Genomic DNA, 18,893 nt, shown 5'->3' with positions numbered 1-18,893 from the left:
CGATGCGAAAGGCATCAAGCCTGCTTTTTTTCAATCAGGAAGCATTGATGAATGCGTTTGTTCCGCTTGAAATCCTCATCAATGGTTTCAGTGGAAATGTCCCTTACCGCATACTGGCCGTTTAGCATGGGCGACAATTTAAATTGCCTTAAATTGGTGGAAAAATAGAGGCTTCCCCCCGGGTTTAACAGGCGCATGGCAGCATGAATCAGCATCTCGTGATCGCGCTGGATATCCAGGGTCGTCGCCATGCGTTTGGAATTGGAAAAACTCGGCGGATCAAGGAAAATCACATCATAGCGATCCCGGGCCATTTTCAACCATTCAAGGCAATCAAATTGCACCAGTTGATGCCGGGACAGATCAAGGTGGTTGAGCTTAAAATTGTCCTGCGCCCATTTCAGATAGGTATTGGATAAATCCACGCTGGTGGTGATGGCGCCAGCTAAGGCCGCCTGCACACTGGCCGTGGCCGTGTAACAAAAACAGTTTAGGAAACGCGTACCTGCCGGCAGCTGGGAAAAACGCAGTCGTAACGGACGATGATCCAGAAATAATCCGGTATCGAGGTAATCGTATAAATTGACAATGAATTTTGCCCGTCCTTCGGTGACGGTCAGGGTTCGCTTAAACTCACCCATTTTTTGATACTGGTTACTGCCTTTTTGCTGTTTGCGCTGTTTAACAATCAGTTTGTCATTGGACACATTCAAAACCTGCGGCACAACCTGCATGACTTCGAGCCCCCGCTTTTCAGCCTTGTGGGCAGCGATAGAAGCTGGCGCAGCATACTCCTGCAAAACGGCATAGTCATTGTATAAATCAATGCCAAAATTGTATTCCGGCAAATCGGCATCATACACTCGGTAACAACTGATGTGATTGCGCTTTGCCCATTTTTGCAGGTGTTGTGCATTCTTTTTTAAGCGGTTGGCGAACATTTGCGCCCCACCGGAAAGTTCATCCCCGGTAGTCTTTTTAAGCAGGTTGCTCTCGCTTAAGCTCATGCAGTACAGTTTGCATTCGAGCGCGCCATTGAAAAGCGTGTATTGCTTACTGGAGCGCAATCCCGTCGCCTTAGCCAGTAAGGGATTGGATGTAATCAACGCCGCTTCCCATCCCTTGAAATGAGCATGCCAGGTTGCCCCTAGTTGTTGATAAAGGGGAATAAGCTGCGTGCTTTCTCCTAAACGCTCACCATAGGGCGGGTTACATAATAATAAGCCATTGCTGCTGGCCGGACGAATCTCCGCAATAGCCTGCACCGCAAACTCTACCAGGCGTGACACGCCCGCATGCTCGGCATTGGCACGAGCGAGGTTAATCATTTTACTGCTGTTATCCGTTCCCTTGATGCTTACTTTAGGCGGTTTAACCTGCTGCAGGGCCTGGGCCCGCAACTTATCCCACAGGGACGGCTGGTGTTGAACCCAATGAATTAAGGATTGATCCTGCCTTAATAAGCCGGGGGCAATGTGGCTGGCCATCATGGCGGCTTCGATCACCAATGTGCCTGAGCCGCAAAAAGGATCATGGAACGCATAGCCTTTTGCTGCAAGCTGCGGCCACTTGGCGCGAAGCAGCATGGCGGCAGCCACCGTTTCCTTCAGCGGCGCTTCCCCAGCCTGAGTCCGGTAACCGCGCTGATGAAGGCTGTAACCGGTTAAATCCAGGCTCACTGTCACCTGATCCTGTTTTAAGTGAGCCTGCAGGCGAATATGAGCCTGCTCCCGGTCTATGGATGGACGTTGACCCTGTTGTTTGCGGAAATGATCGACAATGGCATCTTTAATCACCTGCGCGCCAAACATGGAATTACGGATGTGGGCGGAGGAACCATGAAATTCTATGGCCAGCGTTTTATCCACGGTAAATACTGTCTGCCAGGGGAATTGATAGCACAATTGATACAGGCTTTGCTCATTATGAGCTTCCCCGCTAAAAAGCAGCAAATGCACGCGGTTGGCAAGACGTGACCAGATGCACAGCTGATAAATCACCGCGAGACTGCCCTCACCAAAAACCCCCTGGGGACTCACACGCTCCACGTGCAAACCCAGCTGACGGACTTCGTCTTCAAGCAGGTATTCAAGCCCTTTCGCACAGCTGATAAAAAGAGAATAATTCATTATAAACAGGACCTTAGAAAACGAAATAATGCTTTCGATGCACCGGCATGGGTGTCCTTATCCCGTTCTTCAATGGCTTTTTTAACCAATTGGCGAAGCTGCTGTACATCCTCTGGATGGTAGCAATCAATAAATTGCGTAAGGGCGTCCTTGCCTTCCGTAATCAAGCGATCGCGCCATTGCTCCAACTCGTGAAACGCAGCCGTCCTGGCATTGTCTTCCTCAATAAATTGATTATAGGCCGTGGCAATGGCTTCATTGTCCGCCGCACGCATTAATTTACCAATCAGTTGGGCCTGACGGCGGATTGCCCCATGGCTCCTGATCGTTTTGGCGTCCATAATGGCCTGCCGCAAATTGGGCGGCAGGGGCAATTGATCCAGTTTGGCCTGGCTTAAGCCAATTAATTCCACACCCAATTTCTGTAATGCATCCGCCTCGCGTTTTTTTTGTGATTTACTTTTCGACTCTTCCATCAACTGGCCTTCTTCATCTCGTTGTCAGGCAATACCGCCAACAAACCCGCATCATCAATGAGTTCCTTTACCTTGTCAGCAATAAAACGGTGCACAGTCGTGGTCGGATGAACACGATCCCAGAAAAGGTAGCCGTCGCATTGTAAAGGTTCATCCTGAAGTCGAGCGGGAAGTAACGCATGCACATAATCGGTTAGCATGGCTTCATGCAACTCGGGATTGGAGTTTATCATTAACCACTGCTGTTCGGTAAGCTTAGGATAACGTTTCCTCATGTTTTCAAGTAATTCATCCTCATCAGGCAGCAAAGCCTTCACCCAGCCGGTATACCCCCCCAGATAACAGGGCTCCTCGGTATTGGTTAATCCATAATCATTGGCATGCTGGGTGGCATCAACAAAATAGCTGTAAATATCAAAATAGATGAACGTCACATCCGGGTATTTTGCTTTCAACCGCTCCACTTCCGCTTTCAATTTGCGGTTGTGAGTCACGGTCAATAACGTCAGTAACTCTTCATTGCTGTTTTCCCGGGCAAACGGGGCATGACCGATGTCTGGCAGGTTCACGATTAAAAATTTGTTGCCGCCATAGCTGATAAGCCGCTCGGCTACCGAACCAATGGCTGCCACCACCCCATCCGTTAATGGTTCGACATTGGTCGGGCCATTCAAATAATTATTCGCACCAATCCACAAGGTATACAACGTGGTTTCCTTACGCCCATAGGTATGCCAATACAGGTAATTATCGAGCTCAAACGTCAAGGTGAACGGCAGGTTTTCCTTGTAGGACAAGACCGCCCCCGCACCGCCAACGGCGTAATCCTGAAAGCCTGCGGTGTAGTCCGTGGGGAAATAATGTTGATAGAGGTATTCCACCCATAAAGGTCCATTGGAAAAGCGGCCGTCATAATAAGGGGGGGATGCCGGCAGATAGTGCCAGAGAAAGCGGTAAATATTGCCATTGTCAGACATGCTGTCCCCAAAAATAACCATGGTATCGAAGCGGTTATTTAGGGCATGACTGGAAAAACTTAACAGGATAGCGGCTACAATGCTTGCAATTTTTTTCATGACTTCGTCCTTAAAGCGTATCCAAAATTAACGGGCTCAGGTGCACGACATCAGCAATTCCTGGCTGCGCGCCTGCGTGCGGTTTTGAAAATAGGTACGGCTGATAGCATAAAGATTATAAATTAAAATAACCAGCAATAATGAATGCAGCCAGGTCACCGTTAGCGACGTAAATACCGGAATGGTGACAAGAACCCCAATGCAACCGGCTAAACTTAACACCAGCGTCTTTTTCATCGGAATTTTATCGTGTTGCAAAAAAACCAGCGTGGTAAGAGGCTGCTGCATTGCTCCGGCCGTGGTCATGATGGGGAAGGCGACCACCGGTGAAACATTCAATAAAAATAACACGCTTTGCACCATGACAAAGAGGCCAATGCCTACGGAAGTCAACGCGCCGCAGACAATCATGGCCAGAAAGCCGATAAACAACTTATAGGTATGTAAATCCACCGCATCCCCGCCAAAAGGAATAAGGCGCAATTGATGGCAAATCAGCAGCGCGATTAATAAGGGAAAGCAACACATCATGGCAAGACGAATGGCTTGTTTACTGAGCCGGCTTACCACCGCACCGCCGATTAATCCGCCTAAACAGGCGCCGGAAACGAGGGTGATTAAGGTCGTCAGATTGACATCAATCATCTGCATGAAAAACAGCGATTCAATAGTACCCGGAATAACCTGGGCGCCATTGTTCACCGCGGGTAATTCATCGTCGGGAAAAGTGCCTAAAAACTTGGCAAGAGCCACATTCACCGCAAAGCTGCCCACTCCCAGGGTATCGGCAATGAAGGCAATAATCCCGCTTGCCAGCAGTTTGATGTAATCCAGGATGGACAGAGAGACTTTAGGCTGGGTATACAGACGATACAGCATGGCGGCAACGCAAATCACGCTTAAAAGTAGAATGGTAAAAATAATAAAAGGAATTGCCATCAGACGCACAAAGCCATTAAAAAGTTAACTTAAGCCTTATCAATTGGCAAAGAAAAGCTAAATTAGCCATTGATATGCCGGAATGACCAGTGATTATACATCATTTGGCCATGCCAGCAAATAACCTAATGGGCAAATTGTGCGCGATAAATGCAAAAAACAACCCGTTCTTCAGCCAAACAGGCGCTTGGCCAGCGAGGCCACATGCCGTCCCTGGGCGCGTGCAATTGTCAGTTCAATGGCGTTGGGTGTCAATTTACCATCCGAACCGGCAATGGTTCCGGCGCCAAAGGGCGAACCGCCGCGCATCTGGCTTAAGTCGGTCAAAGCCGATTCCGAGTAGGGCACCCCCACGAGGACCATGCCGTGATGCACCAGGGTATTCCAGAACGACATAATGGTCGACTCATTGCCGCCGCCCGTGCCTGTCGACACAAACACGCTGCCGACTTTTCCAATCAAGCCGCCTTTTACCCACATGCCGCCGGTCTGGTCAAGAAAATTGCGCATCTGCGCCGCCATATTACCAAAACGGGTTGGGCTACCAAAAATAATGGCATCGTAATCCGTCAGTTCCTGGGGTGTAGCCACGGGAGCTGCCTGATTCAGTTTGACACCGGCTTTTTTAGCTACCTCCTCCGGCATGGTTTCCGGGACACGTTTGACAACCACCGTAACCCCATCCACCTCCTTAACGCCCTTTTCCACTTCGTAAGCCATGGTTTCAACATGACCGTAACTGGAATAATAAAGAATCAATACCTTTGCCATTCACTCCTCCTGAGTTAAAAACGCTGATTGCGGAAATCATCAAGGGCCTGCATGACTTCCTCCTGGGTGTTCATTACAAAAGGCCCTAGTCGGGCAATTGGCTCATGCAGTTTTTTTGCGGTGATGAGTAAACAGCGTGTCTCTTCATCCATCGCCTGCAACCGCAATGCCGTCCCTTCACTTAATACAGCCAGGGTATGAGCGGCCACCGTCTCGCTGTCGACAGCCAATTGGCCTTTCAAAACAAAAAGCAACGCCTGATGGTCTTCTGCAACGACCTCATTCACCGCTTGTCCCGCCGCGAGGGAAATATCAAGAAACAAAGGCTGGGTGGCTATGCCGTGGATAGGCGATCGGCTACCGCGCAGGGTTTCTCCGGCAATCACTTTGATTTGTCCGCCTGCCGGCAACGCTTCCACAGGCAGTTCGTCAGCAGTAAACTCCTGATAATTCGGCTCAACCCACTTACTGGCCGCCGGCAGATTAAGCCACAACTGTAAACCTGTCAGGCGGCCATTGCCCTGTTGAGGCATCTCCGAATGAATGATGCCTTTACCGGCGGTCATCCATTGCACATCACCAGGCCCAATCAAGCCGCGCCGGCCATGATTGTCTTCATGGGCAATCTGTCCGTCGAGCAGGTAGGTCACGGTTTCAAAGCCGCGGTGAGGGTGAGGCGGAAACCCCGCGATAAAATCCAGGGGATTGTCGCTGTCAAAAAAATCAAATAATAAAAACGGTTCGTACGGGTTTTGTCTGTCAGCCCCGATATAACGAAACAGTTTAACTCCCGCACCCTCTCGCATCAACGTGCCCTGCAGGCGTTCTTTTACTGCGATTTGATTCATTGGTTTCTCGCTTCAATCCAAATGACTTTAGCATAGTTTAAAAACATCCATTTAGGGATCCCTGAGCGCTGATTTATTCATCCTTGTCCTTTTGCCGTTTTAAAGAGCCTGTTCTATGCTTACTTATCTGGGAGTCGCCCACCCATCCCAACCGCATCACCGGCGGTTATTTTATTCAACAACAAAAGGAGTTTGTCTGTGGATACCAAGGAACATACAGAATTGGGGAATGCCTTAAAATTTAACGGCTTTAAGAACAACCCTTACCTGAAAACAGGCAAGCAGGGGGAATTATCCTTGCAGATGATGCGCTTTTCCGATAGGGGTATTCCTGAACCCATGAATCTGAATTTATCCTTTGGCAATGTCATCGCCATGGCAGGGGATTTTTTCACTGATCCAACCTGGTCTATGGCGTTAAATTTACCCAAATGCCATGGGCAGAAAGCCAAATCCGTAGGCAAAAAACTGATACGCCAACCAGTCAGGCCCGAAGACAAAGAGGCTTTACTGCGCGCTTATAATAATCTGGCTTCCCCCGACGTTCAAAACAGTGATATCGATAAAATTTATCGCATTGACAATACACGGTATGTGTCCTTTTCTGACACTTTAAATGATTATGTCAAACAGTTAATGTTTTATTTACGCGTGAAAGATTATGGGGAAATGTTAAACCGTAATCAAACGCATTTTACTCCCTGGTCCGTGCGCGTCTACACCATTGGCCATCACCTCGCTCTGGAATTTTCCCGCATTGCTTATGAGTTTCAGCAATTGGCGGCCCGCCAGGATTATATTCCCAAACAGGAGTCAGCTCGCCTGTTATGGGAAACCCTGAAAGCGGAGAAAACCTATACTGCCGATGAACTGAATGATCTGGCCTGCCGTTATCAGGCCATGGGGTTGGGACTGGAGTTATTCACTTTCCATTATTATTCCGATCACTTCGCGGCAGGCCATATGTCCATGGTCAGTGATTTACGTGTCCTGCTGCAGGAGCGGTTTGGTGTATGGGGAAGTATTCTTGCCAATGATCTGCACAATGAGCTGAACCGTGTCGGTGTCTACACGACCCGGGCTTATGACCCAACCCCGATGCCGTCAGAGGCGCCGAATGCAGCACGGGGCGACAGTGATTTTGATGAGTGCATTAATTATTTCAATAAGGTGGCCTGCCTTAGCGGCATGCAAAAATCACTGGGCGATCTGGAAAGGGTTTCCCAGGGCGGCGAACTGCCCACACAGGAAAATTATGCGGGACTTGAAGACCTGCCCGATGTTGACAAAACCTACCGACAGCCGCAACCCTTATTTATACTGGATGCAAACGAAAGAATTTTTTATCGCAACGATTTAAACCAAATCCGTTTATTATCGCCTTCCGATTACCAGCAACTGCGTGAGAATCCTGGTGCGCACGGTTATTCGCAATTAACCAGCTCATGGGGTGCATTCAAACTGGCAGCCAAATTAAGGCTTTTCCCTTACCTCTATCATGGCCAATTGCAGCCCCTCGCACCCCTGGATTTATTGCGCATTGAAAACGAAGAACAGGCGTTGAATCCTGAACGCCAGCCTATCCCTGTACCACCCTGCAGCACACCCGCACTGCAAAGTAATCTCAGCTGGCGCACCCCTGTCAATGGGGAAGCGCTACAGCAGGCCTTGCTCAGACACGGTCTGTTGGCCAAAGCGGTTCCTCATCATGAAAAAGAAGCGAGTCATGAGCCGATAATGGTTATGGAACTATAATCTGCGAGCGGCACCTGCATACCGAAAGGGCGATGCCTGCATCGCCCTTCTGTCAGGCAGCCAGCTTAAGGCTTGCCAAACACTGGTAAAGCAACATCTTCTTCAGGGTAGGAATAAAAGAATGACTCTTCCTGTGCCAGCGGCGTTTTATTAATTATCACTGAAATAATGCTCGCCAAGGTAAAAGCCTCTTTAAAAAGTGCCCAGTGTAACACGGAAAAATCAAATTTCTCTTCGGCTTTCTCAGACATTAAAGCGGTAATATCCAGCGCTCGTTTATGATTTTCAGCCAACACCGTCAGATTATGTTTAGCCATTACGGTTCTGGTCATACCAGGAAAAGGCAGGGACTGCACTTTTCCTTTCCGGTATTCGTCCACCTCGCCTTCATAGCGGATGGCTTTATTAACTTTGACATTGGGTTTGCCGTATCGGCCTGATAAGAATTCAGACTCACCAAATCGACGGGTGATGTCACCCTCTTCGCAGTGGTTATAAACCCTTATAAAATCACGATCATGAGCATGGCTTAATGCCGTCGCATCTTCATCGGTGGCCCTACTGACACCCGGGGAGCCTAGGGCATACAATGTTACACCAGAGATTTGGCTTAACCCTGTCATATTTTTAAATTTTTCTTTATCCGAATTTAATTTTTTCCTTAATCGCGCCTCATCGCTGTGTTTAAATCCAGCATCACTAATCCTGGTCATAATTGCATCCCGACCGCCTTCTTCCTGGGCAATGCAGGCTCGTTGAATGGTGTGAACAAACCCTTTGGCTAAGGCACCGCCAAGACTATGTCCGGCTACCCTTAATCGTATTTTCTTGTCGGGGTGTTGCTTGGAAAGCGCCAACACCATGTCATTGACTTTATTAATCAACTCTTTTTCATGTTTCTTTAATGTTTCCTGTCCTGGGCCACCATCGTCAATATCAGCGTGTTTGGAAGCAAAATCGATGGTGCCTACGAAATTGATATGAAGCTCTATGGTGTCCCCTGACCGATCAGTGGCGACCGCAGCGGAACAACGAAGCCCTGGTCTATTGAGTAACGGATGAACCTCATAATCGGAAACAGGCTGATTCTTATATTGAAAGATAGCCGCGTAATTGTCGTAAGTAAATTGATACAGTTTCGTTTGATATTCCCCGCTTTTTATCCGCTCGAACTCACCGTCCTTGTCAAGTGGGTTATCATAATCGATGGGTTTAGCGGGAACTTCAGCGACCAGAGCGCCCTTCATTTTATTTTTGCGTTCATTGGGTTTGTTTTTAACTTGATTCAGATTGGTTGAATGATTCAGAGCATCAAACAGACCTTTAGTGATTTCAATAGCAGGCATATCGGCAGACAAGGAGTTAAATTAGCTCAATTATAAATCGGGAACCTTAATGGATTATTAAATGGGTAATCCGGGTTAGTTGCACAGGTACCTCAGGCCATCGCTTGCTTGTGAGACTTCGTACAACATCATTCAAACTGATGCGCGTTTTTTTCCCCTTGAATGCCTGTTGAAAAATTATGATAAGATGTTTTTTTATCCCGGAATTTTGGCCATGTCACTCAAAAAATCCCTTGTTCTTGTCCTATTGCTTTTAAGTCACTGGGTACAGGCGGGCGTCGTATTAACCGATATTCAAGGCAGAAACATTTCCTTTAATGATCTTAAAGGCAAGTGGATCATGATTAACTACTGGGCGAGCTGGTGCCAGCCCTGCGTCGACGAAATTCAGGAATTCAATCGGTTTTACCGGATAGAAAAAGACCGGGTGGCTCTGTTTGCAGTCAATTATGAGGGCTTATCTCTGGCTGAACAGCGGCTTTTAATCAAACAATACCGTATTCATTACCCCAGCCTGCAAAAGGATCCGCGCCACTCCCTCGAACTGGGTGATATTCGCGGCGTGCCGGTGACGTTTGTTTTTAATCCCCGAGGCGAATTCATGACCGCCTTGTACGGCAGTCAAACCCTAGATACCTTAAGGGAAATCATCCGTGGCAGCTAATACTCTGCTTCCAGGTTATCACTTTTGGGGGTAAACAAACGCTCTTTCTGGCTTTGCGTCATTTTGATGGTCAGTTGCCATCCCCCTTCTTCCTTGCTTATTTCATCTGTCACCGCGCCCATCTGATAGAGTTGGGCACGCAATTTGGCCTGGTCCGGTCCAAGACTGACCGTTTCTTCAATAATATCCCCATGCAACAGGGTAGCCACGGCTTTGATCACTAAATCCAATCCTTCACCGGTTTTAGCTGAAAGCCAGACTTTGCAATTGCCTTCCTGCATATCCAGTTTCGGCTGCCAGTCTTCATGCTGGTCAATTTTATTAAAGACCTGGATAATGGGAATGTCATCAACACCGATTTCTTTCAAAACCTGCTGCACGGCAAACACGGTATCGCGCCAATTCGGATCGGCAATATCAATCACATGCAGTAATAAATCAGCTTCCGCCGTCTCCTCCAGCGTAGCACGGAATGCTTCCACCAGATCATGGGGTAGGTCACGGATAAATCCGACCGTATCGGCCAGGATAATGGGTGAGGAGCCCGGGATATCCAATTTACGCATGGTCGGATCCAGGGTCGCAAACAACTGATCGGCTGCATAACTGTGGCCGCCCGTCAGCGCATTGAACAGGGTGGATTTGCCTGCATTGGTATAACCCACCAGGGAAACGGTTTTAAGCGCTGCTTTTTGACGAGCGCGACGGTTCTGATCGCGGCTGCGTCTGACCTTTTCAAGGCGTTTATTAATGTATTTGATGCGCTCACGCAACAAGCGCCGATCGGTTTCAAGCTGAGTCTCACCTGGGCCACGCAAACCGATACCGCCCTTTTGGCGCTCAAGGTGGGTCCAGCCGCGGATGAGCCGTGTCGAAATATGCTGTAATTGCGCGAGTTCAACCTGAAGCTTCCCTTCAAAGGTACGAGCGCGTTGAGCAAAAATATCAAGGATCAAACCGCTCCTGTCCACGACCCGGCATTGAAAAAGCCGTTCAAGATTTCGTTCCTGGGATGGCGACAACTCATGATTGACTAAAACCAGTTCCGCTTGTTCGGCCTGAACCAACTCCTGAATTTCTTCCGCTTTGCCAAGGCCAACATAATACCGGGCCTCAGGGGTAGCGCGGGCGCCGGTTACGCAAGCGATCACTTCAGCCTGAGCCGATACCGCCAACTCTTTAAATTCATCTAAAGCCCTGCCGGCATCCACCCCGGGAAGCGCCAGTTGCACCAGAATAGCGCGCTCGCCACCTTGCGGTCGTTCAAACAATACGTCAATTCCACCACGTTGAAAGGGTGTCAGTCTGCCACATTTTCATCCTCATCACCAGTGGGCACTTTAACCATTCGTGACGGAACCACCGTCGAAATAGCGTGTTTATAAACCATTTGCGTGACGGAGTTTTTTAACATCACCACGTATTGATCAAAAGAATCAATCAGTCCATGTAATTTAATGCCATTGACTAAAAAAACCGACACCGGCACCTTTTCCTTACGAAGTTCATTCAGAAAGGGATCCTGCAGTAAGTGATTTTTATTAGACATTGCCTTCTCCTTGTTCTTGTTTTTTAAGGCAACCACATTCACAAGTATAGTCGGCATTCACTAAGAATACTTTAAGACTAAATGAATTAATTATGAGCGACCGGTTTGTTAATAAGGCATCGACAGGGATTAATTTTTATGGCCTGTTGGATAGACCAGTTTCGCCTGCTACACTCGTTGTTGACCGTTAATCTACCATCTGTGCATCAATACAAGGAGTATTCCATGCCAAAGTACACACCAGAACAATTACGCAATTTTAAGCCCACTGACGCCACGGCGCTTCTGGATGATGAGGATTCACTGATTGCCAGCCGGGAATCGTTGGACACGCTGTCTGATGGTGAACAACGACAACTGATTTTTCATATGTTGTCGAACCGAACCGATCTTAAAGAGTTAACCCACTTGAGCGACGCGCTGCGTAACCCCACCCTGCAAACCACCCACTGTTTTCATGCTTCTTTTTCAAGAGCACTGGAAGTCTGTCGTCGTCTTGACTCCATTACAGACACTAGAAACAAAAACCCCGGACGGGTATTTATCGGTGACGAACTGAATGTTGATTTATACAATGAACATGCCGCCCTCGTGCAACACCGCCTTGCCGGTAAGGAAGAGCAAATTGCCCATTGCCTCGTCAACTCCCCTGCGTCTCATACCGAGATTGCCAAAGGCCTCAGGATTTTATCCGTTCAACCCACGGGCGATGTTTTTAAAACGATTAATCAAAAATTTGGCAAGCTCATGGTTGCAAAATCCAAACAGGAAGAGGAAGAGGTGAGTTTACTTGACGACAACCCTTCATCTGACGATGAACATCAAAAGGGTTGTTGCATTTTGATTTAATCCCCTCTCCGCAGGGATACCGCGGCTTGCCGCGGTATCTACCCACTCACTCCTGTACTGTTTTCCCTGCAATGCTGCCTTCAAACAACTTTAATCAAATCAATGCAGTTAATCACTGCTGCCCTAAGATGGAACAAACTGTTTTTTGAGATATTTCTTACAACGGATAGAGAAGTAAACATCAAGACTTTTTTAGTGTCCTGGGTAATACTTGATTCAAAGGATGACACGGATTGTCTGACAGGAAGTCAAACAAGGGACCAGCACAATGGATGTGCTTCGCCGTAAGGATGCGGCTTTTTTGGAAAGGAATAGGTGATTCTGGCTTCCTCCGAGTGATTCACCTATCCCCTTCACACTGTCTGTGTTACCTCTTCCCTCTACACATCAATATTTTCAGCTTCCAGTGCATTCGACTCGATGAAATCACGTCGTGGTTCGACTTGATCACCCATCAAGGTAGTAAAGATCTGGTCTGCCGCCACAGCGTCTTCAATGCTGACTTGCAGCATGCGCCTGACTTCTGGATCCATGGTTGTTTCCCAGAGTTGCTCAGGATTCATTTCACCCAACCCTTTATAACGCTGGATGCTTTGGCCGCGTTTGGCTTCGTCCATTAACCAGTTAAGCGCATCCTCAAACGTTTCAACCACTTGCTTTTTCTCACCGCGCTGAACATAAGCACCTTCGTCAATGAGATTAGCCAGTTTGGTGCCTAAGCTGTTGATTTCTTTGTAATCTTTCGAAGCAAAGAATTCAGGGCTCAGGGGAAGGAAGTTTTCAATGCCGTGTTGCGCAATGCTGACTCGAGGGAAGTAATAATTGCCGTCTTGATGGTATTGTGTATCCACCGCATACTGCTGACTCTTGTTGTCGAGTTGCTGCAGACTTAAATGCAGTTGTTGAGCCCACCCAGCGATGATTTCCTGATGGTTGAAATCATCACTTTGCAAAGCAGGTAAATACATGATGCGTTTCAGTACGTTCTGGTTATAACGGCGTGACAGGCGTTTGATTATTTTTTCTACACGTCGATATTGCAATACCAATTCCTCAAGGGCTTTGGCCGTAATGGCAGGCGCTTCTTTATCCGGATAAAAAGCCGCTTCATCCAGGGCAGCCTGTGTTAAATATTCAAACAAAGCCTCATCATCTTTTACATACTGCTCTTGTTTTCCACGCTTAACTTTGTAGAGTGGCGGCTGCGCGATGTAAATATAGCCGCGTTCGATTAATTCAGGTGTTTGCCTGTAAAAGAAAGTAAGCAACAAGGTACGAATATGCGAACCGTCAACGTCGGCGTCAGTCATGATGATAATACGGTGATAACGTATCTTATCGGGATCGTATTCATCAGGTCCAATTCCGCAACCTAGGGCCGTAATTAAAGTCGCCACTTCCTGTGACGACAACATCTTATCAAAACGTGCCTTTTCAACATTGAGAATTTTACCTTTAAGGGGCAAAATGGCCTGGAATTTACGATCGCGTCCCTGCTTGGCAGAGCCACCGGCCGAATCTCCCTCAACGATGTACAGTTCTGAAAGCGCAGGATCTTTTTCCTGACAGTCAGCCAGTTTCCCTGGAAGACCGGCAATATCGAGAGCGCCTTTACGTCGCGTCATTTCTCTTGCCCGCCTTGCCGCTTCACGTGCCCGCGCCGCATCGATGATTTTACCCACAATCGCTTTCGCGACGCTGGGATTCTCGAGCAGAAAATCGTTTAATTTTTCAGCGACCACGGACTCCACAACCGATTTGACTTCGGAAGAAACCAATTTGTCTTTTGTTTGCGAAGAGAATTTAGGATCGGGTACCTTAACTGACAACACCGCCGTCAACCCTTCTCGTGCGTCATCCCCGGTCGTCGTCACTTTGGCTTTTTTGGCATACCCTTCATTTTCAATGTAGGTATTTAACGTACGTGTCAGTGCCGCTCTGAATCCGGCCAGATGTGTCCCACCGTCACGTTGCGGGATATTGTTGGTGAAGCAGAAAAACGTTTCCTGGAACGAGTCATTCCACTGCATGGATAAATCGACCGTGATGTTGTCTTTTTCAGCCGTTAAACTGAATACGACGGGCATAATCGGGGTTTTATTGCGATTAAGATGCTCAACAAAGGCCTGAATACCCCCTTCATAGCGGAAGGTATCCTGTTTTTGGGTACGCTCATCAAAGAGATGAATGCACACACCGGAATTAAGGAAAGACAACTCTCTTAGTCGTTTGGCTAAAATATCGTAATGAAACTCAATGTTACTGAAGGTATTGGCACTGGGCTTAAACCACACCTGGGTGCCTGTGGCATTGGCATCGCCGGTGATGGCTAACGGTGCATCTGGAACACCATTCCGGTAGTGCTGCTCATGCACCTTGCCATGACGGCGAATGGTTAAATGCAATTCTTCAGACAAGGCATTGACCACCGACACACCGACCCCATGCAAACCGCCTGAGACTTTATAGGAGTTATCATCAAATTTCCCACCCGCGTGCAGAATAGTCATGATGACTTCCGCCGCTGACCGGCCTTCTTCTTTATGAATATCGACCGGAATACCGCGACCATCATCTTTTACTGTGATGGATTCATCGGCGTGAATGGTGACAAATATTTCCTTGCAGTGACCCGCCAGGGCTTCGTCAATGGAGTTATCGACAACTTCAAAAACCATATGATGCAAGCCAGTGCCATCATCGGTATCGCCAATATACATTCCCGGTCTTTTTCTGACGGCATCCAAACCTTTTAAGACTTTAATATTGGTCGAATCATAGCTAGCATTAACAGTCATAAGTTTTCCTCTGTTACGAATCCTGCCTGTGCAAACCTTGGATTATAGCACTTTTCACCGAAGGATTATACTTTCGTACCGTTTCTTTACAGCGTTGCGTTGATTTGTTTCACGTGAAACATGGCGTTGCAAGAGGCACCGTCAATTGACTACACCGTGTCTATATCTGCTGACCTTGTTGGAGAGTAATGAGTTGATAATGATGTTCTTGAAAAAAATCGGTAAACCATCCCGACGTGTTTGAAGTAATAATAAATTGTGAGCCATTGGTTTTGATGTACTCAATAAGCCGGGAGAGGTGGGTTGGATCCAGTTCGGCGTTGATGTCATCAATCAGATGAATGCAATGCCGGGATACCAATTCAGCCTGAGCCAGTTTTAGTGCAAAAAGAACCATCTTTTGCTGTCCCCGTGAAAGATGGAACCGCGCTTTGTGCTCATCAATAGTCAGCATCATGTCGGCATGGTGCGGCCCGTAATGGGTAAACTGCCGCTGACGATCAGCCGCTAATGTCGCTTCGAGAATAGAACTCAGCGGTATATCCTCCTGCTTTCTATCCCACCCCTTGTAATAATTCAGTTGACAGGACAGATCGGAAAACGCAGCTAATATTGATTTGAAGCGCTCATTGAGCTTAAGCACATAACGGGTGCGTAAATCATGCAAGTCATTCGCCAAATCAGATAAAAGCTTATCCCAGGGAGCAAATTGCTGCACGGAAGCCTGCTGTTTGAGTAAACTGTTCCTTTGTTTTAAAGCCCGACGATAATTTTTCCATAACCCATGGTAAGTGTGTTCCACGTGAAACAATCCCCAATCCAACACAGTGCGGCGAACCGCTGGACCTGAATCAATGATTTGAAAGATGTCCTGATAAAAAATTTGCGTTGGTAAAAGGTAGGCGAGCTGACTACTGGCCAAACAGGGGGTGCCATTGATCTTTACGACGGTGGGTGCGGACAGGGATTTACTGATCGAAACCGTCTGCTCATCGGCTGTTTTAGTAAACACAGACAAAGCAGACTGCTGATAAGTTACGAGACTGGAAATTTCACGGGCTCTGAATGAATGACCATTACCCAATAAATAGAGGGCCTCAAGGAAGGAGGTTTTACCACTGCCGTTGAGACCAGTAACAAGAGTGAGGTGAGGATGCAAATTCACACGCAACGGCTGCAGGTTACGAAGATTATGAACATGCAATTCACTGAGAATCATAACTTCATGGGCATAATGATGTATTGGTAATTGGCGTCCTGCAATGACTCAACCAGAATACTCTTGTCCGTTGTAGACATGGATAATCGAACAAGTCCGTCAGGTAAATAAGCCAATACATCCAATAAATAACCCGCATTGATCCCAATCTTGAGTTCCTGACCATCCACGTGGGCTTCAAGCAATTCACTGGCCTCTTCTTGCTCCTGATTATTGGCAATCAACGTGAGCGAACTGGCTTGAATGTGAATAAGCACCGCACGTGATTTTTCATTAGCCAGAATAGCAATTCGAGACAACGATCGTTTGAGGATGTCCCGGTCAATCAATACAAACTTGTCCTGATCCGTTGGAATCGCTTTGGTGTAAGGGGGGAAGCGCGCTTCAATCAGTTTAGTCGAAAAAGTGTATTGTTCCGTCACTAAACGAAAATGACCTTTTCCAGCCGTTACGACAATTGACTCGTCCGCAACAGCAGCCAACAACCTGAGCATTTCCTGAACACCTTTGCGAGGCAACAAAAACCGCTGCGAAGGCAAATGATGATCACATTGAAACTTACAAATGGCCATGCGGTGACCGTCGGTCGCCACCGTGGTTAAATGGGCTCCATCGATATCCAGCAACAAGCCGTTAAGAAAAACACGAACGTCCTGCTGCGACATGGCAAAATGGGTGGATTGCAGCAGATGAATCAATGACTCGCGCTGAATGATGAACTCAAGCTCACTTTTATCCAAATCATTCACCGGGAACTGATCCGCCGGCAAAGTGGCCAACTTAAACTGGCTGCGTCCCGATTTGATTGCAACCGCACCTGCGGCTAATTTAATCTCGGCAACAGCATCATCATCCAGAGAGCGAATAATATCAATCAGTTTTTTTGCCTGCACCGTGATTTGTGATGCGGTGTCAACCGAATCACAATCCAACACAGCAGACATTTCAATTTCCAAATCGGTTGCTGTCAATACCAGGCGGCCGTTGGATACCGAAAGAAGGATATTGGACAAAATAGCAAGGGATTGCCGTTTATCCACAGCGCCAGCCACTGTTAATAACGCAGGAAGTAATTTCCGTTTTTCTATAGCCAGTTGAAACATGTTTTTTTCCAGTTAAGAAGACAAAATACGTAACAGATTTTTATAGTCTTCAGCAAAATCATTTTCTATCTGCACCAGTTCTTTGACTTTACGGCAGGCATGAATGACGGTGGTGTGGTCACGGCCGCCAAAATGATCGCCTATTTCAGGGAGGCTGTGATTGGTTAATTCCTTAGCTAGAGCCATGGCCATCTGCCTTGGTCTGGCAATGGAGCGGCTGCGACGCTTGGATAATAAATCCGCCACTTTGACCTTGTAGTATTCAGCGACAGTTTTCTGGATGTTTTCAATCGTGACCAGCTTATCCTGTAAAGCAAGCAGATCACGCAAGGCATCATGAACAAAATCGATGGTAATGCACTTGCCGGTAAAATGGGCATTCGCGATGACACGACGCAGAGCACCTTCCAACTCACGAACATTGGAACGTATGCGTTTGGCAATAAAAAAAGCCACTTCGTAGGGCAATTCAATATTGGATTGCTCCGCTTTACTGATCAAAATGGCCACTCGCGTTTCAAGCTCGGGTGGTTCGACAGCGACGGTCAACCCCCAACCAAACCGAGATTTAAGCCGCTCTTCCACCCCTTCGATTTCTTTAGGATAACGGTCACTGGTGAGAATGATTTGTTGCTGCCCTTCAAGTAAGGCATTGAACGTATGAAAAAATTCTTCCTGGGAACGATCTTTTCCAGCAAAAAACTGAATATCATCAATCAACAGGGCATTCAACGAACGATAAAACCGTTTGAATTCATTGATGGTATTGGTTTGCAGGGCTTTTACCATGTCCGCCACAAACCGTTCGGAATGAAGGTAAAGCACTTTGGCTTCAGGGTTATTTTTTAAAATGGCATTGCCTATCGCATGCATCAGGTGGGTTTTACCCAAGCCCACACCGCCATAAATAAAAAGCGGATTGTACGCGTCGCCAGGACGCTCTGCCACTTGCAGGGAAGCGGCTCTAGCCAGTTGGTTTGAATTGCCCTCGACAAAGGTATCAAAATGAAATTTTTTATTTAAATAACTGTTTTTATAGTCAGCGGTTTTTTTGGGGATGACTTTATTCACAGGGGCTGCAACCGGTGTTTCTCGTTCGGTGGTGGCGGTAGCCGGTTGAGCAGACGGTTTACTGCCGATCTCAATACTGACAGCGGAAATCAACTCGCCACCCAGTTGTGTAGCCAGTTCTCTTATTCGTGCAAAAAAATGCTTATTGACCCAGTCGACCACAAAACGGTTGGGTGCCAATAAAATAAGGCTGTTGTCCTGCACTTTCGCATGCAAGGGACGTAACCAGGTATTAAATTGCTGTGGGGGGTATTCCTCTTCCAGAAGCCCCAGACATTTCTGCCAAACGTTCGCAGACAC

At 47.4% G+C, this 18,893-nt stretch carries 16 protein-coding genes; 3 read left to right on the top strand and 13 right to left on the bottom strand.

Going from position 1 to position 18,893, the window contains the following annotated elements; all coding sequences use genetic code 11:
* Positions 1-14: 14 nt before the first annotated feature.
* The 6 genes from rlmKL to DYE45_RS00055 all read right to left on the bottom strand — a co-directional run bounded on the left by rlmKL (position 15) and on the right by DYE45_RS00055 (position 6,239).
* Complete coding sequence (gene rlmKL, locus DYE45_RS00080) at positions 15-2,129, bottom strand: bifunctional 23S rRNA (guanine(2069)-N(7))-methyltransferase RlmK/23S rRNA (guanine(2445)-N(2))-methyltransferase RlmL (RefSeq protein WP_108291068.1); 2,115 nt, start codon at positions 2,127-2,129, stop codon at positions 15-17.
* A complete protein-coding gene (gene yjgA, locus DYE45_RS00075) occupies positions 2,129-2,605 on the bottom strand; it encodes a ribosome biogenesis factor YjgA (protein ID WP_108291066.1) in 477 nt (158 codons plus the stop codon). The genes rlmKL and yjgA overlap by 1 nt, the downstream gene beginning before the upstream one ends.
* Positions 2,605-3,681, bottom strand: a complete 1,077-nt coding sequence (locus tag DYE45_RS00070; protein ID WP_108291064.1) for an SGNH/GDSL hydrolase family protein — start codon at positions 3,679-3,681, stop codon at positions 2,605-2,607. Before DYE45_RS00070 ends, yjgA begins: the two co-directional genes overlap by 1 nt.
* A 36-nt stretch (positions 3,682-3,717) precedes the next feature.
* Positions 3,718-4,620 carry a TSUP family transporter gene (locus DYE45_RS00065; RefSeq protein WP_108291062.1) on the bottom strand — a complete coding sequence of 301 codons (903 nt, stop codon included), beginning with the start codon at positions 4,618-4,620 and terminating at the stop codon, positions 3,718-3,720.
* A gap of 171 nt (positions 4,621-4,791) precedes the next feature.
* Entirely contained in the window at positions 4,792-5,391 is a 600-nt protein-coding gene (wrbA, locus tag DYE45_RS00060) for an NAD(P)H:quinone oxidoreductase (RefSeq protein WP_108291060.1), read from the bottom strand.
* Between the two features lie 14 nt (positions 5,392-5,405).
* Positions 5,406-6,239 (bottom strand): pirin family protein, encoded by an 834-nt coding sequence (locus tag DYE45_RS00055; protein ID WP_115300238.1) that lies wholly within the window; start codon positions 6,237-6,239, stop codon positions 5,406-5,408.
* 198 nt (positions 6,240-6,437) lie between these two features.
* Here DYE45_RS00055 and DYE45_RS00050 point away from each other — a divergent pair, with 198 nt between their 5' ends.
* Positions 6,438-7,994, top strand: coding sequence for a type IV secretion protein Dot (locus DYE45_RS00050; RefSeq protein ID WP_108291056.1), 1,557 nt, complete (start codon positions 6,438-6,440; stop codon positions 7,992-7,994).
* A gap of 65 nt (positions 7,995-8,059) precedes the next feature.
* Here DYE45_RS00050 and DYE45_RS00045 read toward each other — a convergent pair whose 3' ends face one another.
* On the bottom strand, positions 8,060-9,340 hold the full coding sequence (locus DYE45_RS00045; protein ID WP_115300237.1) for an alpha/beta hydrolase family protein: 1,281 nt from the start codon (positions 9,338-9,340) through the stop codon (positions 8,060-8,062).
* Positions 9,341-9,554: 214 nt separating this feature from the next.
* On the opposite strand from DYE45_RS00045, the gene DYE45_RS00040 reads away from it, so the two are divergent.
* The gene (locus DYE45_RS00040) at positions 9,555-10,004 is read left to right on the top strand and encodes a TlpA disulfide reductase family protein (protein ID WP_242602661.1); all 450 of its coding nucleotides are present in this window, start codon (positions 9,555-9,557) and stop codon (positions 10,002-10,004) included.
* Here DYE45_RS00040 and hflX read toward each other — a convergent pair.
* Positions 10,001-11,275 carry a ribosome rescue GTPase HflX gene (gene hflX / locus DYE45_RS00035; RefSeq protein WP_108291052.1) on the bottom strand — a complete coding sequence of 425 codons (1,275 nt, stop codon included), beginning with the start codon at positions 11,273-11,275 and terminating at the stop codon, positions 10,001-10,003. The genes DYE45_RS00040 and hflX overlap by 4 nt on opposite strands.
* 29 nt (positions 11,276-11,304) lie before the next feature.
* A complete protein-coding gene (gene hfq, locus DYE45_RS00030) occupies positions 11,305-11,553 on the bottom strand; it encodes an RNA chaperone Hfq (protein ID WP_058527888.1) in 249 nt (82 codons plus the stop codon).
* Positions 11,554-11,778: 225 nt separating this feature from the next.
* Here hfq and DYE45_RS00025 point away from each other — a divergent pair, with 225 nt between their 5' ends.
* The gene (locus DYE45_RS00025) at positions 11,779-12,402 is read left to right on the top strand and encodes a hypothetical protein (RefSeq protein WP_108291050.1); all 624 of its coding nucleotides are present in this window, start codon (positions 11,779-11,781) and stop codon (positions 12,400-12,402) included.
* A gap of 380 nt (positions 12,403-12,782) precedes the next feature.
* Here DYE45_RS00025 and gyrB read toward each other — a convergent pair whose 3' ends face one another.
* The 4 genes from gyrB to dnaA all read right to left on the bottom strand — a co-directional run bounded on the left by gyrB (position 12,783) and on the right by dnaA (position 18,893).
* A complete protein-coding gene (gene gyrB / locus DYE45_RS00020) occupies positions 12,783-15,200 on the bottom strand; it encodes a DNA topoisomerase (ATP-hydrolyzing) subunit B (protein WP_108291048.1) in 2,418 nt (805 codons plus the stop codon).
* 160 nt (positions 15,201-15,360) lie between these two features.
* The gene (recF, locus tag DYE45_RS00015) at positions 15,361-16,419 is read right to left on the bottom strand and encodes a DNA replication/repair protein RecF (protein WP_108291046.1); all 1,059 of its coding nucleotides are present in this window, start codon (positions 16,417-16,419) and stop codon (positions 15,361-15,363) included.
* Positions 16,416-17,522, bottom strand: a complete 1,107-nt coding sequence (gene dnaN, locus DYE45_RS00010; protein WP_108291044.1) for a DNA polymerase III subunit beta — start codon at positions 17,520-17,522, stop codon at positions 16,416-16,418. Before dnaN ends, recF begins: the two co-directional genes overlap by 4 nt.
* 12 nt (positions 17,523-17,534) lie before the next feature.
* Entirely contained in the window at positions 17,535-18,893 is a 1,359-nt protein-coding gene (dnaA, locus tag DYE45_RS00005) for a chromosomal replication initiator protein DnaA (protein WP_108291042.1), read from the bottom strand.

This window comes from Legionella taurinensis (assembly GCF_900452865.1).
Classification (GTDB): Bacteria; Pseudomonadota; Gammaproteobacteria; order Legionellales; family Legionellaceae; genus Legionella_C; species Legionella_C taurinensis.
This window is presented reverse-complemented; position numbering and strand designations above follow the sequence as displayed.